This window comes from Pseudarthrobacter sp. NPDC092424 (assembly GCF_044754925.1).
Classification (GTDB): domain Bacteria; phylum Actinomycetota; class Actinomycetes; order Actinomycetales; family Micrococcaceae; genus Arthrobacter.
In genome coordinates, this window is sequence record NZ_JBIVQC010000011.1 from 69,251 (window position 1) to 91,483 (window position 22,233).

Annotated in this window: 19 protein-coding genes; 7 read left to right on the plus strand and 12 right to left on the minus strand. The window is 67.2% G+C overall.

Features of this window, described 5'->3' with window-relative positions; genetic code table 11:
- Window positions 1-4: 4 nt before the first annotated feature.
- Complete coding sequence (locus tag ACIQCN_RS14090; RefSeq protein WP_400611428.1) at window positions 5-1,171, minus strand: RtcB family protein; 1,167 nt, start codon at window positions 1,169-1,171, stop codon at window positions 5-7.
- 62 nt (window positions 1,172-1,233) lie between these two features.
- Between ACIQCN_RS14090 and ACIQCN_RS14095 the strand changes: the two genes are divergently transcribed.
- Window positions 1,234-1,674: an SRPBCC family protein gene (locus ACIQCN_RS14095; RefSeq protein ID WP_400611430.1), complete on the plus strand. Its 441-nt coding sequence runs from the start codon at window positions 1,234-1,236 to the stop codon at window positions 1,672-1,674.
- A gap of 68 nt (window positions 1,675-1,742) precedes the next feature.
- Here ACIQCN_RS14095 and ACIQCN_RS14100 read toward each other — a convergent pair whose 3' ends face one another.
- The 5 genes from ACIQCN_RS14100 to ACIQCN_RS14120 form a co-directional block, all read right to left on the minus strand.
- On the minus strand, window positions 1,743-3,146 hold the full coding sequence (locus tag ACIQCN_RS14100; RefSeq protein WP_400604633.1) for a sulfate adenylyltransferase subunit 1: 1,404 nt from the start codon (window positions 3,144-3,146) through the stop codon (window positions 1,743-1,745).
- On the minus strand, window positions 3,146-4,093 hold the full coding sequence (gene cysD / locus ACIQCN_RS14105; protein WP_400611432.1) for a sulfate adenylyltransferase subunit CysD: 948 nt from the start codon (window positions 4,091-4,093) through the stop codon (window positions 3,146-3,148). The genes ACIQCN_RS14100 and cysD overlap by 1 nt, the downstream gene beginning before the upstream one ends.
- Entirely contained in the window at window positions 4,090-4,818 is a 729-nt protein-coding gene (locus ACIQCN_RS14110) for a phosphoadenylyl-sulfate reductase (protein ID WP_400611454.1), read from the minus strand. Before ACIQCN_RS14110 ends, cysD begins: the two co-directional genes overlap by 4 nt.
- A 56-nt stretch (window positions 4,819-4,874) precedes the next feature.
- Window positions 4,875-6,620 (minus strand): nitrite/sulfite reductase, encoded by a 1,746-nt coding sequence (locus ACIQCN_RS14115; RefSeq protein ID WP_400611434.1) that lies wholly within the window; start codon window positions 6,618-6,620, stop codon window positions 4,875-4,877.
- A gap of 74 nt (window positions 6,621-6,694) precedes the next feature.
- Window positions 6,695-7,444, minus strand: coding sequence for a sirohydrochlorin chelatase (locus ACIQCN_RS14120; protein WP_400604641.1), 750 nt, complete (start codon window positions 7,442-7,444; stop codon window positions 6,695-6,697).
- A 61-nt stretch (window positions 7,445-7,505) separates the two neighbouring features.
- On the opposite strand from ACIQCN_RS14120, the gene ACIQCN_RS14125 reads away from it, so the two are divergent.
- Both ACIQCN_RS14125 and ACIQCN_RS14130 read left to right on the plus strand, forming a co-directional pair.
- Window positions 7,506-8,174, plus strand: a complete 669-nt coding sequence (locus ACIQCN_RS14125) for a trimeric intracellular cation channel family protein (protein ID WP_400611436.1) — start codon at window positions 7,506-7,508, stop codon at window positions 8,172-8,174.
- A 13-nt stretch (window positions 8,175-8,187) separates the two neighbouring features.
- A complete protein-coding gene (locus ACIQCN_RS14130) occupies window positions 8,188-8,613 on the plus strand; it encodes a hypothetical protein (protein ID WP_400611438.1) in 426 nt (141 codons plus the stop codon).
- Between the two features lie 656 nt (window positions 8,614-9,269).
- Here ACIQCN_RS14130 and ACIQCN_RS14135 read toward each other — a convergent pair.
- The 3 genes from ACIQCN_RS14135 to ACIQCN_RS14145 are packed head-to-tail and all read right to left on the minus strand — an operon-like array spanning window position 9,270 to window position 12,478.
- Window positions 9,270-10,370 (minus strand): polyprenyl synthetase family protein, encoded by a 1,101-nt coding sequence (locus ACIQCN_RS14135; protein ID WP_400604649.1) that lies wholly within the window; start codon window positions 10,368-10,370, stop codon window positions 9,270-9,272.
- Window positions 10,367-11,698, minus strand: coding sequence for a geranylgeranyl reductase family protein (locus ACIQCN_RS14140; RefSeq protein WP_400611440.1), 1,332 nt, complete (start codon window positions 11,696-11,698; stop codon window positions 10,367-10,369). Before ACIQCN_RS14140 ends, ACIQCN_RS14135 begins: the two co-directional genes overlap by 4 nt.
- A gap of 3 nt (window positions 11,699-11,701) precedes the next feature.
- The gene (locus ACIQCN_RS14145; protein WP_400604653.1) at window positions 11,702-12,478 is read right to left on the minus strand and encodes a demethylmenaquinone methyltransferase; all 777 of its coding nucleotides are present in this window, start codon (window positions 12,476-12,478) and stop codon (window positions 11,702-11,704) included.
- Window positions 12,479-12,587: 109 nt separating this feature from the next.
- Between ACIQCN_RS14145 and ACIQCN_RS14150 the strand changes: the two genes are divergently transcribed.
- The 4 genes from ACIQCN_RS14150 to ACIQCN_RS14165 all read left to right on the plus strand — a co-directional run bounded on the left by ACIQCN_RS14150 (window position 12,588) and on the right by ACIQCN_RS14165 (window position 16,705).
- A complete protein-coding gene (locus tag ACIQCN_RS14150) occupies window positions 12,588-14,006 on the plus strand; it encodes an isochorismate synthase MenF (protein ID WP_400611442.1) in 1,419 nt (472 codons plus the stop codon).
- A gap of 165 nt (window positions 14,007-14,171) precedes the next feature.
- Window positions 14,172-14,972 carry an ABC transporter substrate-binding protein gene (locus tag ACIQCN_RS14155; protein ID WP_400604656.1) on the plus strand — a complete coding sequence of 267 codons (801 nt, stop codon included), beginning with the start codon at window positions 14,172-14,174 and terminating at the stop codon, window positions 14,970-14,972.
- A 125-nt stretch (window positions 14,973-15,097) separates the two neighbouring features.
- Window positions 15,098-15,889 carry an amino acid ABC transporter permease gene (locus tag ACIQCN_RS14160; RefSeq protein WP_400611444.1) on the plus strand — a complete coding sequence of 264 codons (792 nt, stop codon included), beginning with the start codon at window positions 15,098-15,100 and terminating at the stop codon, window positions 15,887-15,889.
- Window positions 15,890-15,901: 12 nt separating this feature from the next.
- Window positions 15,902-16,705: an amino acid ABC transporter ATP-binding protein gene (locus ACIQCN_RS14165; RefSeq protein ID WP_400534605.1), complete on the plus strand. Its 804-nt coding sequence runs from the start codon at window positions 15,902-15,904 to the stop codon at window positions 16,703-16,705.
- 37 nt (window positions 16,706-16,742) lie between these two features.
- Here the strand turns inward: ACIQCN_RS14165 and ACIQCN_RS14170 are convergent, their stop codons facing one another.
- From ACIQCN_RS14170 to ACIQCN_RS14180, 3 genes are all read right to left on the minus strand, one after another.
- Window positions 16,743-17,738 (minus strand): hypothetical protein, encoded by a 996-nt coding sequence (locus ACIQCN_RS14170; RefSeq protein WP_400611446.1) that lies wholly within the window; start codon window positions 17,736-17,738, stop codon window positions 16,743-16,745.
- A 169-nt stretch (window positions 17,739-17,907) separates the two neighbouring features.
- The gene (menD, locus tag ACIQCN_RS14175; RefSeq protein WP_400611448.1) at window positions 17,908-19,686 is read right to left on the minus strand and encodes a 2-succinyl-5-enolpyruvyl-6-hydroxy-3-cyclohexene-1-carboxylic-acid synthase; all 1,779 of its coding nucleotides are present in this window, start codon (window positions 19,684-19,686) and stop codon (window positions 17,908-17,910) included.
- A 191-nt stretch (window positions 19,687-19,877) separates the two neighbouring features.
- Window positions 19,878-21,953: a PhoX family protein gene (locus ACIQCN_RS14180; protein ID WP_400611450.1), complete on the minus strand. Its 2,076-nt coding sequence runs from the start codon at window positions 21,951-21,953 to the stop codon at window positions 19,878-19,880.
- Window positions 21,954-22,233 lie beyond the last annotated feature (280 nt).

Sequence of the window (22,233 nt, forward strand, 5' to 3'; positions counted from 1 at the left end):
CACATTAGTCCCCCTTGACGTTGACCAGCTGCCGGAGCGTGTGCCGCACCGTGACCAGGTCCGCGGCGTCCTGCATCACCACGTCGATGGGTTTGTACGCGGCGGGGATCTCGTCGATGAACGCCTCGGACGCCCGGAACTCGATGCCCCGCATGGCCCGCTTGAGCTCCTCAAGGGTGAAGGCTTTCCGCGCCGCGTTGCGGGAGTACTCCCGGCCCGCCCCGTGCGGCGAGGAGTTCAGGGACGCCGGGTTCCCCAGGCCCTCCACCACGTACGACGCCGTGCCCATCGATCCGGGGATAAGTCCCGGATCTCCGCGCTCGGCCTTGATCGCGCCCTTGCGTGAGACCCAGACGGACTTCCCGTAATGCGTCTCCTGCTGGGTGAAGTTGTGGTGGCAGTTGATCCGCTCCAGTTCCTCCACGGGCCCGCCCACGAAACGCGCAAACCGGGCGGTGACCCGGTCCATCATTTCCTCGCGGTTGAGCAGTGCGAAGTGCTGGGCCCAGCGGAGCTCGGCGATGTACCGGTCAAATTCAGGCGTGCCCTCCTCCAGGTGGGCCAGGTCCGGATCCGGGAGGTGCACCTTCAGCCTTGCCGCCACCTGCCGGGCCACGCCGATGTGGTGCTGGGCGATCTTGTTCCCGATGCCCCTCGAGCCCGAGTGCAGGAACAGCCACACCCGGTCGGTTTCGTCCGCGCACACCTCGATGAAGTGGTTGCCCGAGCCGAGGGACCCCAGCTGCAGGTCCCATTTTTCGACGTACCGGGCCGGATCGAACCCGGCCGCGGCGGCGCGGGACTTCAGCTCAGCAACCCGGGGCTCCGCCGTCGGAAGCACCTTCCTGTTATTGTGCCCGGCGGAGAGGGGGACAGCCCGCTCGATGTCTTCCCTGAGCGGCCGCCGGTCCGCGGGCAGGTCGGGCAGCGAGTACTGCGTCCGCACCGCGATCATGCCGCAACCGATGTCCACGCCCACCGCCGCCGGAATGATCGCGCCGAGCGTCGGAATCACGGACCCCACGGTGGCACCCTTGCCCAGGTGCGCGTCCGGCATCAGCGCCAGATGCGGGTAGATGAAGGACAGGCCGGCGGTCATCACAGCTTGCTCGCGGGTCTTCTCATCCAGGATGGACGCCCAGTTCAGCAGCTTGCCGTTGATGGTCTCCATGGTCCTCCCGCCGCCCCGGACTAACGTGGGTTCCAGACTAACCCCGCAACCAGGAGGCACCTATGGTCAATGTCCAGACCGAGATGGTCATCAACCGTCCCCGCACCGAGGTGGCGGAGTACGCAGCCAACCCGGACAACGCATCGCAGTGGTACACCAACATCCACCGCGCGCAACGGCTCACGGACGGCCCCATCGGCATCGGGTCCAGGGTCGCGTTCACGGCCGAATTCCTGGGCCGCGAGCTCAACTACACGTACGAGTTCGTGGAGTACGTCCCCGGAGAGCGGTTGGTCATGCGCACCTCGCAGGGCCCCTTCCCCATGCAGACCACCTACACGTGGACGGACGACGGCGGCGGCACCCGCATGACCCTCGGCAACAGCGGGAGCCCCTCGGGTTTCTCTCGGCTGGCGGGATTGTTCATGGCGCCGATGATCCGCCGGGAAACCCGGAAGGACCTGCGGAAGCTGAAGTCGGTCCTCGAGGGGCAATCCGCATAACCGGCCCGGCACCGCATAACAGTTGCCGGGCAACACCGGTTATGCGGGCAGTGGCCGGTTATGCGTCTTTAGATGCTGTAGCGCTCGTCCTCGTGGTCGCCGGGGTGGTCCTTGACCAGGCCGGCAGCCAGCGTGTTGCCGTCCAGCGGGTCGATCACCAGGAAGGCTCCCGTGCGGCGGTGGTGCAGGTAGTTCTCCAGCGGCAGCGGTGCGGCGAGCCGGAGCTGCGCGTTGCCGATGTCGTTCAGTTCCAGGCTGGACGCCGGCTCCAGCTGGAAGGAGGCCAGGTCCAGCTTTCCGGAGACGTTGCGGACCAGTGCCTGGACCGTGCGGGTGCCGTGCTTGACCAGCACTTTCTGGCCCTCGCGGAGCGGCTTCGGGGACAGCCAGCACAGCGCCGCGTACAGGTCTGCGGACGCTTCGCGGACGGTGCCTGCGGCAGCAATGGTGTCACCGCGGGCGACGTCGAACTCCTCCGCCAGGCGGAGGGCGACGGACTGCGGGGCGGCGGCTTCCTCCAGCGAGGAGCCGGCGAAGTCGATGCCCACCACCGTGGTGGTGCGCGGGTCCTGGCCGGGGGTCAGCACGGAGACCTTGTCCCCCACCTTGACCGAGCCCTCGGTGATCTGGCCCGCGTAGGCACGGTAGTCGCGGTAAGCCTCGACGTCCAGGCCGGCCGCAACGGCGTCCGGAGCCAGGGCGCCCTGCGGCCGGATGACCAGCTGCACCGGGAAGCGGAAGCTCTCCAGGTGGCTTTCCAGTTCGTCCGCGGCGGGCAGGGTCTCCAGGACCTCGAGCAGCGCCGGGCCGGTGTACCAGGGGGTGCGCTCGGACCGGTCCACCACGTTGTCGCCGTCGAGGGCGGAGACGGGGATGACCAGCAGGTCGCTGATTCCGTCGGAGCCGAGGCCGAGTTCGCGGCCAACCTGCTGCACGTCCGCTTCGATGTCGCGGAACACGGACTCGCTGAAGTCCACCAGGTCGATCTTGTTCACGGCCACGATCACGTGTGCCACGCGCAGCAGCTGCAGCACGGACAGGTGCCGGCGGGTCTGCTCCAGGACGCCCTTCCGGGCGTCGATGAGTACGACGACGGCATCCGCGGTGGACGCGCCGGTCACCGTGTTCTTGGTGTATTGCACGTGCCCGGGGCAGTCGGCCAGGATGAAGCTGCGGCGGTCGGTGGCGAAGTAGCGGTAGGCCACGTCGATGGTGATGCCCTGTTCGCGCTCGGCGCGCAGGCCGTCGGTCAGCAGCGCCAGGTCGATCCCGCCCTTGTCCCCGCCGAAGCCGCGGTCCGCGGAAGTCCGGGCGACGGCATCGAGCGTGTCAGCCAGGATGGCCTTGGAATCGTGCAGGAGGCGCCCCACCAGGGTGGACTTGCCGTCGTCGACCGATCCCGCGGTGGCGAACCGGAAAAGTGTGGTGGGCAGGGCTGTCTCCAGCTCCGAAGCCAAAGTATCGGTGCTCATTAGAAGTACCCGTCCTTCTTGCGGTCTTCCATGGCTGCCTCGGAGATGCGGTCATCTGCGCGGGTGGCGCCACGTTCGGTCAGGGTGGAGGCGGCGACTTCGACCACGACGTCGGCCACGGTGAAGGCATTGGACTCGACGGCGCCGGTGCAGGACATGTCGCCCACCGTGCGGTAGCGGACGGTCTTGGTGATGACTTCCTCGTGCGGCAGCGGCTGGGACACCTCGCCCACTGCGCGCCACATGCCGTCGCGGGCGAAGACCTCGCGCTCGTGGGCGTAGTACAGGCCGGGAAGCTCGATGTTTTCGCGCTCGATGTAGCGCCAGATGTCCAGCTCGGTCCAGTTGCTGATGGGGAAGGCACGGACGTGCTGGCCTACGGTGTGGCGGCCGTTGTACAGGTTCCACAGCTCGGGGCGCTGGTTGCGCGGGTCCCACTGGCCGAACTCGTCACGGAGGCTGAGGATACGCTCCTTGGCGCGGGCCTTGTCCTCGTCACGGCGGCCGCCACCAAAGACGGCATCGAACTTGTTCTGCTGGATCGCGTCCAGCAGCGGGACGGTCTGCAGCGGGTTGCGGGTGCCGTCGGCGCGCTCTGCCAGTTCGCCGCGGTCGATGAACTCCTGCACGGAGCCCACCACGAGCTTCAGCCCCAGGCGCTCCACGGTGCGGTCGCGGAAGTCGATGACCTCGGGGAAGTTGTGGCCGGTATCCACGTGCAGCACGGGGAACGGGACCTTGCCCGGCCAGAATGCCTTGGTGGCCAGGTGCAGCATCACCACGGAGTCCTTGCCGCCGGAGAACAGCAGAGCCGGCTTCTCGAACTCGGCAACAACCTCGCGGATGATGTGGATGGCCTCGGATTCGAGGGTGTCCAGGCTGGAGAGGCGCGTGGAAACGGCGGCGTCAGTCACCTGGGTGGTCTCCTCGGTCAGTGAAGTGCTCATACGTGTAGTCCGCATTCTGTCTTGTTGGTTCCTGCCCAGCGGCCGGCGCGGGGATCCTCGCCGGGAGCCACCTTGCGGGTGCAGGGCCGGCATCCGATGGAGGGATAGCCCTGGGACAGGAGCGGGTTGACGGGCAGGAGGTTGTCGTCGGAGTACTGGACCAGCTGGTCGAACGTCCAGGCGGCCATCGGGTTGACCTTGACCAGGCCGTTCTTGTCGTCCCACGTCACCAGCGGGGTGTTGGTCCGGGTGGGGGCCTCATCGCGGCGGACACCGGTGAACCACAGTTCGTAGCCGGCGAGGGTGCGCTGCAGCGGGGCCACCTTGCGGAGGGCGCAGCACTGGGCGGCGTCGCGGGCGAACAGGTCCTTGCCCAGGAGCCGGTCCTGCTGTTCCACGGTGTTCTCGGGGAGCACGTCCACCACGTTGACGCGGAGGTTCGCAGCCACCTCGTCACGCGTGGCGTAGGTCTCCGGGAAGTGGTAGCCGGTTTCCAGGAAGAGGACGTCGACGCCGGGCATCTGGTCAGCGACGAGGGCGGGCAGGACGGCGTCGGCCATGGAGCAGGCGACGGCGACGGCCGGGAGTTCGAAGTTCCTCGCCACCCAGGCGATCACGTCTGCAGCGGGGGCGTCCCAGCCGAGCTCGGCGGCACCGGCTTCGGCCAGTGCCTTCAGTTCCTCCGCGGGGCGCTTGGGGGCTGCTGCCGCGACGGTGGCGTCCACTTCGGCGGACGCCTCGGCCGGCTCAGCCACCGGATCTACACCAAGTGCATGCTTGCTCACTGCAACGCCTCCTCGTCTGCTGCGTGGGCCCACTCGGCGAAGGTCTGGCCTTCGGAGCGCTGAGCCACGAACGTGCGGACAACGCGCTCCACGTAGTCCGGCAGGTCGTCGACGTACACCTTCAGGCCGCGGACGGTCCGGCCCAGGCCGGCTTCCTCGCGGTTGTTGTTGGCCAGCCCGCCGCCCAGGTGGACCTGGAAACCCGGGGAGGGATCGCCGTCGGGCGTGGGAAGCATCATGCCCTTGAGGCCGATGTCCGCCGTCTGGATGCGGGCGCAGGAGTTGGGGCAGCCGTTGATGTGCAGGGACAGCGCCTGCGGCAGTTCACCGGACCCGGCGAGGTCCGCCAGGCGGCGCTCCAGCTCGGCAACCGCGGTGGCGGCGGTGTGCTTGGTCTCCACGATGGCCAGCTTGCAGTACTCGATGCCGGTGCAGGCGATGGTGCCGCGGCGGAACACGGACGGGCGGGCGGACAGGCCCAGGGCGTCCAGCTCGGCCACCAGCGGCTCCACGTGGTCCTTCTCGACGTCCAGGACAACGAGCTTCTGGTGCGGGGTGGTGCGCAGCCGGAAGGAACCGCGGGCCTCGAGGGTGTCCGCGAGCTTGACCAGCGCAGCGCCGGACAGGCGGCCGGCCACCGGGGTGGCGCCGATGAAGAACTTGCCGTCCTTCTGCTCGTGCACGCCCACGTGGTCGCCCGGGGTGGTGGGCTTGGGCGCGGCCGGACCGTCGGCCAGCTTGTAGCCGAGGTATTCGTCCTCCAGGATCTGGCGGAACTTCTCCGGACCCCAGTCGGCCATCAGGAACTTCAGGCGGGCCTTGGTGCGCATGCGCCGGTAGCCGTAATCACGGAAGATGCTGGTGACGCCCAGCCACACGTCGGCGGCCTGCTCCGGCTTCACGAAGGCGCCCAGGCGCTTGCCGAGCATCGGGTTGGTGGACAGCGCGCCGCCGGCCCAGAGGTCGTAGCCGACGCCCAGTTCCGGGTGGCGGACGCCCACCAGCGCGAAGTCGTTGATCTCATGGACCACGTCCTGGCTGGGGTGGCCCGTGATGGCGGACTTGTACTTGCGCGGCAGGTTGGACAGCAGCGGGTTGCCGATGAACCGCTCCCCCAGCTCCTCGATGAGCGGGGTGGGGTCGATGATCTCGTCCTTGGCGATGCCGGCCACGGGCGAGCCCAGGATGACGCGGGGAACGTCGCCGCAGGCCTCGGTGGTGGACAGGCCAACAGCCTCCAGCCGGTTCCAGATCTCGGGGATGTCCTCGACGCGGATCCAGTGCAGCTGGATGTTCTGGCGGTCGGTGAGGTCGGCGGAATCGCGGGCGAAGTCCACGGAGATCCGGCCGATGACGCGCAGCTGCTCGGTGGTGAGCGCGCCGCCGTCGATCCTCACGCGGAGCATGAAGTACTTGTCTTCCAGCTCGTGCGGCTCAAGGGTTGCGGTCTTGCCGCCGTCGATCCCGGGCTTGCGCTGGGTGTAGAGGCCCCACCAGCGGAAGCGGCCGTGCAGGTCCTGGCCGGGGATGGCGTCGAAGCCTTCCTTGGCGTAGATGGTCTCGATACGCTCGCGGACGTTGAGGCCGTCGTCTTCCTGTTTCCAGGTTTCGTTGGCGTTCAGGGGCGTTTTGCCGTCAACTTTCCACTGCCCGTGCGGCTTTGCAGCGGGACGGGCAGGGCGGGCGGGGCGCTTGGTGGCAGCGGAATCCGCCGACGCTCCGGCTAGAGCTGTATCAGTCATGCATCGACTGTAGGTCCCGCCGGAAAGGCGTCACAAAGGCCCGGAAACGCTAAGTCACCTAGGGAAATATTTCGTCACGAAACGCCGGAGGCGCTGGCTTCGGCGACGGCGGCGTCGTACCTTTCGAGCGCAATTTCGGCTAGTGCGGGGGATGGCAGCAGTGGCTCGGTGACCAGGTCCGCGCCGGCCTTCGCGAGCTGGTCGTGGAAGAATCCCGGCGCCAAAAGGTAGGACGCTATGACCACCCGGCCGCCGACGTCGACCCCTCCGGCGGACTCCCCCGCCCCGGCACCCCCGGCGAGTTCCTCGCGAAGCATGGCGACGGCGTCGGGCACGGAAGGCTTGGCGGAGGCACCGTAAGCGGCGACCATCCGGTTGGACCGCAGCCGCCGCAACTGCTCCAGCAGCTCCTCGACACTGACGGCGGCGTTGGGATTGGAGGAGCCTGCGGCCGCGAGGATGATCGCGTCGTTGTCAGTAGCGCCGGCTTCCCGCAGCCGCTGGTCAAGCAGAGCGGCCAGGCGGGGATCCGGCCCCAGCGGCGCGGCGGCAGCCATGCCGGGCCGGCTCTTCACGGCGCGGGCGATGTCCACCTTCACGTGGTAGCCCACGCTGAGCAGCAAAGGCACGACGACGGCGGTCACCCCGTCGGGCAGGCCTGCCACGACATCCACCAGGTCGGGTTCCTGGACGTCCACGTAGGCTTCCCGGACGTCCAGGCCGGGGCGGAGGCCGGTGATTGCGGCGCGCAGGGCGGTGACCTCCGCGGCGCCCTCTGCGCTGGACGTCCCATGGGCACAGGCGATCATGACGGGGCTGTTCATACGGGCTAGCGTAACGTTGGAGCAGCCGCTGTCCGCCTTCTTTTAACCGCAGGGACGTTCCATGACATTCCCTTTTGACATCGCCCTGGTGTGGCTGGATCTTGCGGGCGTGTTCTTTTTCGCGGTGTCCGGCTCGCTGCTGGCCGCGCGGAAACAGTTCGATTTTGTGGGTTCCCTGCTGCTGGCTTCGCTGGTGTCCCTGGGCGGCGGCGTCATCCGGGACATCATCCTCAACTCCGTCCCGGCGGCCTTCACCAACCCCGCCTACCTGGTCCCTCCCGTCCTGGCCACGGTGCTGGTGTATTTCCTGTTCTCCAGCGTGCAGCGGTACACCTCCCTCCTGGTGCTGTTTGATGCCGGCGGGCTTGCCCTGTTCTGCATCACCGGCACCCTGAAGGCCCTGACGCTGGGCATGAACCCGTTCGCCGCGGTGCTGCTGGGCCGGACCACGGCGGTCGGCGGCGGGCTGCTGCGTGACATCACCGCCAATGAGGTGCCGCAGCTTTTCGACGCCCGCGACCTCTATGCCCTGCCGGCATTCAGCGGCGCGGCCCTTACCGCCGTCTTATGGGTGACCGGAACATTCAATGCAGCGACCGCCTGCGCCGTGGCGGCCGTTGTTTTCGCCTTCCGGGTAGTGGCCTGGCGGCGGTCCTGGTACATCCCGCTGGCGGTCCGCGGATGGCAGCGCAGCGAGGCCCGGAGCGGCGAGTGGCACACCCGCAGTTAGCTAGGATATGAGCATGACTGACATGTTCCTCGAGAAATTCCGCGCGCTTGTTCCAAAGTATCTCGAGGACGAATGGCAGCCTGAGGACGGGCTCACGCCGGAGGAGCTGGACGCGGCCCTGGCCGATCACCAGTTCCAGATCCCTCTGGTCCTCCGCGAGTTCTACCTGGCCCTGGGCGGCTGCGAGGACCTCATGGAGGCGTACCACTACTTCTGGGACCCGGAAGAGCTCGAGGTGGACGACGAAGGCTTCCTGATGTTCCTTGAGGACGAGGAGGAGGCTTTTACCTGGGGCTTCCGCATCGGCGACCTCAGCGTTCCGGATCCCATCGTCTACCGCCGCAACAACGCCCGCGGCCAGTGGAAGTCCGAAGAAGGCACCTTCTCCGAGTTCGTCTTCGACATGTTCGAGTGGGCATTCGAGGACGAAGAAGCGTAGGGCTTCCGGGGTCCCTGCTTCCAGCGGACCCGCCGCCGGGTTTGCGTGACTTTTAGGGGCACGCTGTGGCTCACGCCCTGGATTTCTACGGAAGTGACTTTGGCGGAGCCCCAAAGTCACGCAAATGGGTCTGCCGGCCGAGATTCGCCCTTCCGCCTGAGCTCAAGAACTGCCAGGACTTCAGCCACCATCATGTCTGGTGAGTGGACCAGCTTCCCGTAAAGGATGAGTCACCGGCAGCGCGAAGACACCGCGCCGGACCTTTGTCACCATGCCCCGATCTGCGTGACTCCTGGGGGTTGAAAGTTGGCGAGGCCGCGCCGTTCCGCGGGTATCTCTGAGGATTTCAGCCAAGAGTTACGCAGTTCCGTTTTGGGGATTAAACCGGGGGAAACCGGCCCGGCGAAACCCTGTGACAGCGGTCGTAAATAAGGGCTTGCATTATGTGACAAGATTGTCATAAGCTGTTCACGGATCCGCTAAACGCCTCCGGCGGGTCTGATGCGAACGGAGAGATAGCCCCGGTTCAACGCAACGTATGACTCGTATCGTTGCAGCGAACCGGGGCTATCGTTTTTAAGCCAAAGAGCCCGGCCCGCCCGGACAGCGTCCAGGAGGAACCGGGCTCTACAGCCAAGGAACCGGCAGCCACTGAGCTAGCTGGCGCGGTCCACCACTGCCAGCGCGAAGTTGGAGAGCGAGTCCTTGACCACACCCTCGGGCAGCGGGGCCAAGGCGGCAATCGCCTCGTTGGCCCACCGCCGCGCCTCAACCCACGAGTCAGCAGTTACAGGGTGAACGCGCAGCCCGGCCACCGCCGCGGCCAGGGCTTCATCCGAACTCAGGTCACCATCGATCAGCTTCAGAAGCTCGACGGCGGACTGGTCACCGTCGTCGGCAGCCTTCCGCAGGAGCAGCACCGGCAGCGTGGGCACGCCTTCGCGCAGGTCCGTTCCCGGCGATTTGCCGGACTTGACCTTCACGCCTGTCACATCGATGACATCGTCCGCGAGCTGGAACGCCACGCCAACCTTCTCGCCGTATTCCACCAGGACGGGTTCGTAGGCGGGGTCGGCCTCGGCGAAGATAGCGCCCAACTGGCCGGACGCCGCCACCAGCGAGCCGGTCTTGTCCGCAATGACTGAAAGGTAGTGCTCCACCGGGTCCTCATCCGGGCGCGGCCCCACCGTCTCGTGCAGCTGGCCCAGGCAGAGCCGTTCGAACGTCCTCGCCTGGATGCCAAGTGCCCGCGAGCCGAGCTCGGACACCAGAATCGAAGCGCGGGCAAAGATCAGGTCGCCGGTGAGGACCGCCACCGAGTTGCCCCACACCTCGTGGGCGGTGGGGGCGCCGCGGCGGAACGGGGCGGAGTCCATCACATCGTCGTGGTACAGGGTGGCCAGGTGCGTCAGCTCCATGACGACGGCGGCCTGCACCACGGCAGGAAGGCTCGCGTCTCCCAGATGCGCGCAGAGCAGGGTCAGCAGGGGTCGGATCCGCTTGCCGCCGGCCTCCACCAGGTGCCGCGACGTTGCGTCAGCCAGGGGGTCCGAGTTGGCGATGGCCTCGCGCAGCTTCTTCTCTACGCGGGCCAGGTTGTTGGTGATGGCCGGGCCTAGTTCGGGGTCCTCCGCGATCGCCGCAAACCCGGCGGGCAGCTGCAGTCCCGTGGCGATGGCAGTGGTGTCGAGGCTGGGTTCGGTGTCCGGCAGGCCGTGCCCGGCGTGCGTCCAGCTGTGGTCTGCGGAGTTGGTCACGGGTTAACCCTAACTTTTTGTTGCGGATACCGCTGATTCGAGGCAGCCGGAGCATTGGATGTGGCAGGGACCAGCGATTCGAGGATCCTGATCATCCGGTCCTGGACTCCCCGGGCGGACGGGTCCGTCAGGTTGGCCAGCAGCCGGACCACGAAGCGCATCAGGACGGGGATCGGCATGCCCGTCTGCAGCGCGAGCTTCATGACCGCGGGCTTGCCGATCAGCGCGGCAAACACCCTGCCCAGCGTAAAGTGGCGCCCCCACTGGTCCCGCACGTAGTCCGCGTACCGGGACAGGTGCGCGTCGGCGTCGTACATTCCGCCTGCCGCATGTGTGCGGGAGGACGCATCAATGATGAACTCGGCAGCGAACCGTGCGGACTCCATCGCGTAGGAAATGCCCTCCCCGTTGAAGGGCGAGACCATGCCGCCAGCGTCTCCCAGCAGGAGCAGGCCGGGCGAGTAGTGCGGGGTGCGGTTGAAGCCCATGGGCAGCGCGGCGCCGCGGATTTCGCCCACTTGGTTCTCCGGCGTGAAGCCCCATTCGGCGGGCATCGCTGCGGTCCATTCGCGCAGGACCTGTTTGTAGTCGAGCTTGCCGAATTCCTTGGAGGAGTTCAGGATGCCCAGGCCCACATTGGACGTGCCGTCGCCCACGCCGAACACCCAGCCGTAACCCGGCAGGAGCTTGCCGTCGCGGCCGGGGAGTTCCAGCCAGCCCTCCATCCAGTCATCGTCGGTGCGCGGGGATGTGAAGTAGGTGCGGACGGCCACGCCGAGGGGGCGGTCGTCCCGTTTATGCATTCCGAGGGATACAGCGGTACGGGTTGAGTTTCCGTCTGCGGCGAGGACGACGTCGGCGCTGAACTCGAGCGTCTCCCCTGTCTTGCGTCCGGACCCGTCCAGCAGCGCTGCGCGGACACCGGTGACGCGGCCGTCGTCTCCCCGCACGGCCTCGGTGACGCTGTGCCGCTCCAGGATCACAGCGCCGGCGGCCTGGGCGTGGCGCGCCAAGTCCTCATCGAAGCCCAGGCGGGTGCGGATCAGGCCGTACTGCGGGAAGTCGGACACCTCGGGCCAGGGAAGTTCAATCGTCCGGCCGCCGGCGATCAGGCGCAGGCCCTTGTTGCGGCGCCAGCCTTCACCGTCCGGGTGCGGCAGGCCGAGCTTCTGGATTTCGCGGACAGCGCGCGGAGTGAGCCCGTCCCCGCAGACCTTCTCGCGCGGGAAGCTGGTCTTCTCCAGCACCGTGACCTGAATCCCGGCCTTGGCCAGGTAGTACGCGGCGGTGGATCCGGCCGGGCCCGCCCCGACAATCAGTACCTTCACAGGTCAGCGGGCGATGTTGCGGCGCAGCTTGGCCACCGGGCCCTTGTGCGCGGCGATGGCGGCGGCAGCCCCGTCCGGCGTGGTCTCCGGGGCTTTGAACGCGCGGTGCACTGCCACGATCCCGCCCGTCAGGTTCCGGTAGGTGACGTTTTCCCAGCCGGCTTCCTGCAGCCAGGCGGCCAGGTGGTCCTGGTCCGGCCAGGCACGAATGGATTCGGCCAGATAGACGTACGCGTCCGGGTTGGAGGCGACCTTCACGGCAATAGCCGGCAGCGCGCGCATCAGGTATTCCGTGTACATCGTGCGCCACAGCGGAACCACGGGCTGGGAGAACTCGGCAATGACCAGCCTGCCGCCGGGCTTGGTCACGCGCAGCATTTCCTCCAGCGCCTTCTTGGGCTGGTTCACGTTGCGAAGGCCAAAGGAAATGGTGGTGGCGTCAAAGGTGTTGTCCGCGAACGGCAGGTTTGTCGCGTCCCCGGCGACGAAATTGATGTCGGGCCGACGGCGCTTGCCCACCCTGAGCATGCCCAGGGAGAAGTCGCAGGCCACGACGTCTATGCCCGCATCGGCATATGGCTCGCTGGAGGTGCCGGTACCGGCAGCCAGGTCCAGGACCCGCTGGCCCTTGGAAACCTCCATCGCCTCCACCACGATTTTCCGCCAGCGGCGGGTCTGCCCCATGGAGAGGACATCGTTGACGACGTCGTATTTCGGTGCGACGTCGTCAAACATCGTGGCTACTTCGTCCGGACGCTTATCCAAGGATGCTCGGTTCACCATGTCATTGTCTCAAATGTTCGGCGGGGCGCGGACCACCGGAAACGCCTCGCGGCGCCCTCTGGCTTCCGCGGAGGCCCGCGGCAGGCCGGAGTAGTGTTGTTCCATCATGACGAGCACGCGTACCGGCCTCATAAAGTCACTGACAGTCCCCCTGGATGGAAAAGCATTCCCCGGGGGGCTGCCGTCGTTTTTGGTGCGCGACGACGTCCTTTGCTGGACCCGCCGTGAAGCAGGACTTGCGGGTTTCGGCGAGATTGCGCGGTTTACGGCCACGGGCCCGGACCGTTTCCTTGAGGCCGACATCTGGTGGCGGCACCTGGTCCTGGAGGCGGACGTCACCGACGCCGTGGAGCTTCCCGGCACCGGCCCGGTGGCCTTCGGTTCCTTCGCGTTCTCCAAGACCTCATCGCACGGGTCCCGGCTGATCGTGCCCGAGATCGTCGTGGGCGTGAGGGACAACCAGGCCTGGCTCACCCAGCTGTCGTTCGACGACGGCATGCTCACCGAAGCAGGGGCCCTCGCCGCGCTGGAGCGCTGGCTGGGCACCGGTCCCGTACCCGGCGCGGCGCCCAGTCCGGAAGACACGACGGCGGCAGCGGACTCCCGCGGGGACGCTGCCGAAGGTGCCGTCCCCGGGAAGTCGGGGGGCGCCGTCGTACGGCCCGTCACCCTGGCCGCCGGGGCCACCCTGCACACGGGCTCGCTGACGGAGGAGGCGTGGATGTCCGCGGTGGCTGCCGGCGTGGCGGAAATCCGCACCGGAGCCCTGGAGAAGCTCGTGCTGGCGCGGGACGTGGTGGCAACTATTCCCGCCGGCGTACATGCCGCAAATGTCCTGCGTGAACTGGCCGCCCGCTACCGCGAGTGCTGGACCTACGGCGTGGATGGCCTGGTGGGCGCCACCCCGGAGATGCTGATCCAGGTTGAGGGCCGCACCGCCCAGGCACGCGTGCTGGCCGGGACCCTGGACCGTCGCGATGCCCACGGCGAGGACGGCGCGCCGATGGAGTACGCCACCCGGGTCCTGGCGGGCTCGGAAAAGCAGCGGCACGAGCACGAGATTGCCATCCAGTCGCTGACCTCGCAGCTGGCGCCCTTCTCCGAGGCCATGAACGCGCACGACGAACCGTTCATCCTGGAGCTGCCCAACGTGTGGCACCTGGCGTCGGACGTGAAGGCGGAGCTGGCCGAGGTTGAGGGGCACGTGCCCACCTGCCTGGCGCTGATCAACGCACTGCACCCCACGGCTGCCGTGTGCGGGACACCCACCCAGGTTGCAGGCGCACTGATCCGCAAGCTGGAGCACCTGGACCGCGGTCCCTATGCCGGGCCGGTGGGATGGCTGGATGCTGCCGGGAACGGTGAGTGGGGCATCGCGCTGCGCGGAGCCGTGATCGAGTCCGCGGACACCGTTCGGCTGTATGCCGGGTGCGGCATCGTGGATGGTTCGCAGCCGGAGGCCGAACTGGCAGAGACGTGGGCCAAGTTCCGGCCGATGCTGGAGTCACTCGGCATCCGCAGCTGACCTGTCCGGGATCAGAGACACCACCTCCACACCCCCGCTTGATTTCTACCCCATTTAGTTATCCAATAGTCAAACAAAGTTTTCTGTGATGCACATCTCATAATCGGCGCTACACTATGAACCGATTTAGTAAGGCATATCCCCTGCAACAAAAGGTAAAGAAACATGCAGCTCAAGTCCCTGGCCACGGCCAAGATCACCGCCAAGGCAGCAGCAATCTTCGCCGCCGGAGCCCTGACGCTCACGGCATGTGGCGGCAGCTCCACCCCGGCGGCGTCCGAAGGCGGCGTCCAGCTCATCAACGCCGGTAAGCTCACGGTCTGCTCCGATGTCCCCTACGAGCCCTTCGAGTTCGAGAAGGACGGCGAGACGGTCGGCTTCGACATCGACATCGCCAAGGAAATCGCCAAGGACCTCGACGCCGAGCTGAACATCGTGGACAGCTCCTTCGAGGCCATCGAGACCGGCACCGCCCTGACCCAGTGCGACCTGTCCATCTCCTCCGTGTCCATCACGGACACCCGCAAGAACGTCATGGACTTCTCCACCCCGTACATGGATGACGACCTGACGCTGCTGGCGTCCAAGGCCTCCGGCATCACCGGCATCGAAGACGCCAAGGGCAAGAAGGTCGGCGTCCAGCAGGCAACCACGGGCGCAAAGTACGCCGCCGAGAAGGGCATCGACGCCCAGCAGTTCGAGGACACCGGCCTGCTGATCCAGGCCATCCAGGCGGGCACCATCGACGCCGCCCTGGGCAACCAGTCGGTCCTGGCCTACGCCATCAAGGACAACGACAAGTGGGAGCGCGTGGAGAACTACAGCACCGGCGAACAGCTCGGCATCGGCATCAAGAAGGGCAACACCGCGATGGCCGAGAAGGTCAACGGCACGCTCAAGCGCCTGTCCGACGACGGCTCGCTGGAGAAGTTCGAGACCACCTGGTTCGGCGAGAGCGCCAAGTAAGCAGGCCCAGGCCACCCCGGCCACGGCTCCTGCATAGCCCCTGAGAACACGCAGCTGAGGCCCCGGACGCACTGTCCCCCAGTCCGTCCGGGGCCTCAGCCACGCACAACGAATGTGAGCACCCCATGGCAATGACCGCAAGTCAACGAGCCAGAGTAAGCCTTTACGTCCAGGCCGGCATCTTCATCGTCGCAGTTGCCGCGCTTGCCCTGGCCACCGACTGGAAGACCGTCGCCAACAGCGTCTTCAACTTCGGCAAGATCGGCCCGATGTTCCCGGGCATTTTCACGACAGGCCTGACCAACACCCTGATCTACACCGCCCTCGGTTTCATCGTGGGCCTTTCCGGCGGCCTCCTGCTGGCACTCATGAAGCTCTCCAGCTTCCCCCTGTACCGCTGGATCGCCACCGCGTACATCGAATTCTTCCGCGGCATCCCGGCCCTCCTGGTGTTCATCGCCTTCGGTTACGGCGTGCCCCTGGCCTTCGGCGTTTCATGGAACGTGACCGTGGTGGTCATGATCTCGCTGGGCATGGTGGCCTCGGCTTACATCGCAGAAACCCTCCGCGCCGGCCTGCAGGCCGTGCCCAAGGGCCAGCTCGAGGCAGCCCGCTCCCTGGGCATGCCGCAGTGGCGGGCGATGGTCACCATCGTGATCCCGCAGGCCTTCAAGATCGTGCTGCCGCCGCTGACCAATGAGGTCATCCTGCTCACCAAGGACTCCTCGCTGATTTATGTCCTGGGCCTGACCGCGTCCCAGTACGAGCTCACCAAGTTCGGCCGCGACGGCATCTCCTCCCTGGGTGCGGGCCTCACGCCGCTTCTCGTGGCGGGTGCCTTCTACCTGGTCATCACCATCCCCCTGAGCCTCCTGGCCCGGAAGTTCGAAAGCCGCTCCGCGCGGACCAAGCGATAGGCAGGGAAGACAATGAACGACGTCGTCACTAACCCCAGCGGCAGCACCTCCCCCATCAACGCGGCAGGCGTGGACATCAGCAACCTGCGCAAGTCCTACGGCTCCAACGAGGTCCTCAAGGGCATTACCCTGAGCGTCGCCCCCGGCGAAGTGGTATGCCTGATCGGTCCGTCCGGTTCCGGCAAGTCCACCCTGCTGCGGTGCGTGAACCTGCTGGAAACGCCCAACCAGGGCAGCATCCATGTGGGCGGCTTTGAAGCCACGGACCCCGAAGTGGACATCGACAGGATGCGCCGCAAGGTGGGAATGGTGTTCCAGCAGTTCAACCTGTTCCCGCACCTGGATGCGCGGCGCAACTGCACCATCGCCCAGACCAAGGTCCTCAAGCGGAGCCAGGCAGAGGCGGACAAGGTGGCGCTGCGCAACCTTGAGCGCGTGGGCCTGGGCCACCTGGCCGACCGCTTCCCGGACCAGCTCTCCGGCGGCCAGCAGCAGCGCGTTGCCATCGCCCGCGCGCTGAGCATGGACCCGGAACTGATGCTGTTCGACGAGCCGACATCCGCCCTGGACCCGGAGACGGTGGGCGATGTCCTGTCCGTCATGCGCAACCTGGCCAAGGACGGCATGACCATGCTGGTGGTCACGCACGAGATGGGCTTCGCCCGCGAAGTTGCGGACCGCGTGGTCTTCATGGACGGCGGCGTCGTGGTGGAGGAAGGCGTGGCCGAGCAGGTCATCAGTGCCCCCGCGCAGCCCCGCACCAAGGAGTTCCTGCGCCGCGTGCTGGACCCGACGCACATCGGACTGGACAGCTAGCCCCCTGGCCCAGGTTCCGCACCTATTCGGACAGCCGCTACGTGGACCCGCGTGGCGGCTGTCCGTTTCCGTAGCGTATGTCCGGAGCGCATGCCCGAAACCGGGTCCGGGGAACCCCCGCCCGCTCCAGCATGGCCGCGAAAGCCGCCCGGTCCGCCAGGTCAGTCCACGTCCAGCGGATGACCCTGCGGCCGGCGGCACGGATCCGGTCCTCGCGCCGTTTCTCCGCAACCACCACGTCCGACGGCGTGCGGCCGCTCAGGTACTCGGCCTTCTGATACTTCACCAGCCCGTCGAATTCCCCGGCCAGCCCCTCCTCCGGCCACTCGAAGTCAAGCAGCGCCACAAATCCCCGCCGGTCACGGATTTCGGTCTGGAGGCGCGGTTCCTTGAAGCCTTCCATGTACATATAGGCGCGGCTGAGTGACTCCCCGGGGGAGCCTGAGGCCGGGTCCGCGAAGCCAAGCACCTTTCGAATGCGCCGGGCAGCCGCTGCACTGTATTCCGGGCCTATGGATCCTTCGAGTTCGACCAAGGTCAGGGGCAGGAGCCGCTGGACGGGGTCCGGCTTGAGCACATGGTCCACCGCGGCCACACCCTGTTCGAACGTTCCAAACGCCGCCAGGTCCAACACCGTGCGCAGTCTTCCGGTCACCCACAGACCGGACCTTAGCTGAACGTCCGCCGCCTCGGGATCCCCGCGGTGCCGTCGCACGCCCGCCCGCGAACGTCCTCCGCCGCCATCAGCTGTCAACGCGTGCACGATCTGCTGGGTCCCGAGCAATGGAATGCCCCAAACAGCAGCAGAGGACTCGCGGCAGAACACCGTCCGTGATTGGAGCGTCGCAGCGGCCGCCCGAATCAGCAACGGATACTGCTCCCACTCCTTCAACGTGATCCATTCCTTGGCCGCTACGTAGACCCCCTGCCTGATCCTGCAGAGCTCTTTGGACGCAGCGCGGCGGGACAACGTCCGGCTGTCCTGGCCAACCCGTGCGTAGTCGCTGCTCAAAATCAGGGAAATCTGGTTCATTCAACGAGGCTCCTCCGCTCCCCGCGGCTGGTGAAGCCCACTGAACCTCTATGTGGACAAGTCCTTGACGCCGCGGTTTCTGACACAGGCTGCGGTTCCGGACATCCGCATCCGGGGACCGGGCAGCCGCAGTCCGAAACCGGCGCGGAAGTCCGAACCGGTGCAGCGACTACCCGGCCAGCACGCCCTCTACCGCCGCGGCAACGGCTTCCTTGATGCGGGCGTGCAGTGCCCGCAGCCCCCGCCGGTCCGTCCGCACCTCGATGATGGTGCGCCCCTGCAGCGGCTGGGCCAGCGCTTCGGCGAGTCCCGCCGTCGTACTTACCGCTGAATGTCCGACGCCGTACGCTGCGGCGAGTGCCGCCAGATCCACGGAGTGCGGGGTGCTGAAGAGGCGTTCGACGGCGTCTCCGTAGTTCCCGGAATCCTCCACCGCACCGTGCTCCAGGAGTCCAAAAATAGCCCCGCCGGCGTCGTTGAGGACCACGATCCGAAGCGCGGGTTCGTCTTCGGCGGCGCCCAGGAGCAGGCCGCCGGCGTCGTGAAGGAAGGTGACGTCGCCCAGCAGGACGGTGGTGTCCTGGCCGCCGCCGACCGCCAAGCCGGTAGCGGTCGAAACGGTGCCGTCGATCCCGGCCAGGCCGCGGTTGGCGTAGACGGTGGCCGCAGGTTCCGGCGAGGGCAGGCCGGCCAGGTCCACGTCGCGGATCCCGTTCGAGGAGCCCAGGAGCAGCTGCCCGCGCGTGTGCTTCCACACCAGTGAGGCGACGGACGGGCCGGTGGCGGGCGCATCCGCGGCCAGCACACCGTCCAGGGCGTGTTGCGCGGCAGACCCGGCCAGCAGCCAGGCATCAAGCCAGCCGGCGCTCCCCCGGCCGGCGAAATCGGCGAGGTCGGCAAGGCTTTCCAGGGGCAGTTCGGTGCGCCGGCCGGGCTCGTACCAGGCGACGGGAACGGGCTGGTACAGCGCGGACGGGACATCTGCCCGGGCCAGGAGCGCGGCCACCGGGCGGGACAGCGTGGCCCGGCCGAACAGGATCACGCGCTCGATGGGCTGCCCTGAGTCCGGTCCGAAGTGCTCCAGCAGCAGCCGGTACGGGCCCACGGCGTTGGGGCCGAAGCGGGCGTTGGAGGACGGCTCCGCCAGGAGCGGCAGGTTGTGGGCGCGCGCGAATGCCTCCGCCACGGGTCCGGCGTCGTGTCCGGCAAGGACCACGGTGCGCCGCTCCGGGAGGTGGTCCGGCGCCGGGGGCAGGTTCATCACCAGCGGTTCGGCGCCCATCCGGAAACGCTGCCGTCCGGCGGGGGGAGACAGCTTCTCGCCGGCCGCCGGGACCAGCGGATCCCGGAAAGCGAGGTTCAGTTGCACTGGCCCCGGCGGGAGGTCCGGGAACGCCCCGGTGGCGGCGGAGAGGGCGGTTTCCACGGCACGCCCGGGATCGGTCCCGGCCGGAACGTCGACGGCGAACCGGACCTGCTCACCGAAGAGGTCAGGCTGCACGGTGGTCTGGTTGGCGCCGGTTCCGCGGAGCTCTTCGGGCCGGTCGGCGGAGATGACCAGCAGCGGGACGGCGGCGTGGTTGGCCTCCATCACCGCCGGCATCAGGTTTCCGACGGCGGTCCCGGATGTGGTGAGCACGGCCGCCGGGGAGCCGGTGGAGAGCGCCAGGCCAAGGGCAGTGAATCCGGCGCTGCGCTCGTCGATCCGGACCAGCAGCTCCACGCGCCCCGCCGCAGACGCCTCCGCCAGCGCGTACGCCATGGGCGCCGACCGCGAGCCGGGGCAGACCACCACGTGCCGCACGCCGCCGTCGAGCATTGTCCCGACGGCGGTCCGCGCCGCCGCCAGCGCCCCCAGCGAAGGCGGGGCTGATGGGGCGGGCGCAGGGTCTGTCGAAGGTTCAGGGAGTGAGGGGTCCGGGAGCGAAGACGGGTTCAGCGAAGTCACCCACCCAGTCTCCCACCCCGGACGCTCTCTCACTTGATGCGGCCTTAAACCAAACGCTCTCTCACTTGATGCGGCGTTAAACCAAACGCTCTCTCACCCCTCGCCCTGGATGGGACGAACAGTGAGAGAGCGATGGCCAAAAACGTGCAGTAAGTGAGAGAGCGTCCCGGGGAGGCGGGAGCGAACGGGCGCTAGGCGTCCGTGCGGAACACCTGGATCACCGACGGGCGGGGCGCGCGCGCCTGGCCCGGTGCCGGCGTCGTGCCTGCCGGAACATAGTCGGGGAAGAAGGAGAGCTGCTGCTCGAACGAACCGTCCTCGCCCGGGTGCTGCACGGCGACGAATACGTGGCGCTCTTCGTCGTGGATGATCGGGCCGCAGGTCTCGGCGTCGCGGGGAACGGCGAGGAACTGCTCCACCTTGCCGCGCTCGGCGCCGTCCAGGGTCACCTTGAAGAGCCCGTCAGCACGGCCGATGCCCGAAGGCGCGCCGTCTGTGGAGATCCAGAGGTTGCCCACGGAGTCGAAGGCGAGGTTGTCCGGGCAGGAGATGGGCGAGACCTGGTCCACCGGGAAGCCCGAGAAGTAGGTCACGTCGCCCTGGGCGGGGTCGCCACACACCATGAGCAGGTTCCACGTGAAGCGAGTGGAGGTCTGGTCGCCGGTTTCGGTGATTTCCACGATGTGGCCGTCGCGGTTCTGGTTGCGCGGGTTGACCTCCGTGGCACCTTCCTTCGTGCCGGTGCCGCGGGCGGAGTTGTTGGTGCAGGCCACGTAAACCTTGCCGGTGTGCAGGCTGGGCTGCACGTCTTCGGCACGGTCCATCTTGGTGGGGCCAACCTTGTCCGCGGCCAGGCGGGTGTAGACCAGGACTTCCTCCACGGACATGCCCGGAACGGCGGACTTGCCGTCCACCACCAGCGGCAGCCACTCGCCGACGCCGTCGAAGGCACCGTCAGCAGGAACGTTCCCGGTTCCGTCAATCTCAGCGGCCGGTGAGTTGCCCGTGAACCGGGCAACGTAGAGGTTACCGGCGGAGAGCAGCGTCATGTTGTGCTTGCGGTCGCCTTCGATGTACTTGTCCTTGGAGACGAACTTGTACAGGTAGTCGAAGCGCTCGTCGTCGCCGGAGTAGGCCACCACGTGACCGGACTCGGCGATAATGACGTTGGCGCCCTCGTGCTTGAAGCGGCCCAGCGAGGAGTGCTTCTTCGGGGTCGATGTGGGGTCGAACGGGTCAACTTCCACGATGTAGCCGAAGCGGTTGGACTCGTTCTCGTAGCCGGCGTTACGGGTGTCGAAGCGCGGATCGTCGAGCTCCCACTGGCGGGCCGTAGCCTTGGAGGTCAGGCCGTAGCGCTTGTCACCGGCGGACGTGCCCTCGGAGACGAAGTAGCCCTGGAAGTTCTCCTCGCCGGACAGGATGGTGCCCCACGGCGTGGTGCCGCCGGCGCAGTTGCCCAGCGTGCCCTTGATGAATCGGCCTGCGGGGTCCTCCACGGTCTTGACAAGGGCGGAACCGGCGGCGGGGCCTGTCAGTTCGTAGACGGTGCTGTTCAGGTAGCGGCGGTTCAGCCCGGCACCCTTGACGTAGGTCCACGGCTGGTTCTTGTTCTGGCGCTCCAGTTCCACCACAGAAAGCCCGTGCGCGGCCTGGCCGATGGCGCGGACCTGCTCTGCCGGCATCGTGGGCGGGAACATCAGAGCATCGTTGGTGTACTCGTGGTTGGAGAACATGACAGCCCGGCGGCCCTTGCTGCCCGGAATTTCCAGGATGTCCGTGTAGTCGTTGTTGTAGCCGAACTGCTTTTCCTGCGCCTCAACCGTCTGGTTGTTGATGTCGAACACCGGGGCGTCGTTGAACATCGGGTCGCCCCAGCGGATGACCGGCTTCCAGGTGAAGCCTTCAGGAACGGTGACGGCGTCAACCATGGCATCGACGGACGGGATGGCGGAGAACTGCAGCTTGGACTTGGCGAAGCCCTCCTTGGCAGCCTTGGACAGGCCCGCAGCGTTGGCGGCTTCCGGCGAGGTGACGGCTCCACCGAGCACGACGGCGAGGGCACCGGCGGCGCCAAAGCCCAGGGCGGCGCGGCGGGACATCGTCGCAGAAGCGATGTCGCGGAAGTAGCTGTTGGAGCTGGTGTTGCAGACGTCGCCGGCGCAGGCGTTGGCGCACTTGAGGGCACAGGTGACGGCGCTGCGCTTGCCCTTGGTGTGGCCGAGCATCGGCAGCAGGTTGAACTTGCGGGCAGTCGTTTCAGACATGGGGGGCCTTCCAAAATCCTTTGTGGGGTCCCGCCCACCCTGCCAGCCGTTTTCTACGGGCAGGGGTCGCCAAGGTGAAGTTCAGGTGAACCGGGAGTGGCCTATGGGAACGCTGCGGAATGGAGCGAGCGTTCCGGGAATGGCCGCGTTAAGTGAGAGAGCGTTCCGGGAAAGACCGCGTTAAGTGGCTCTTCGGAATCAAGGGTGTAGCGAGGGTCTGAAACCTCCGGCCTCGAGCAGGCTCCTGGCTGTGTAGTTCGCGAGGTTGCGGAAGCCGAGC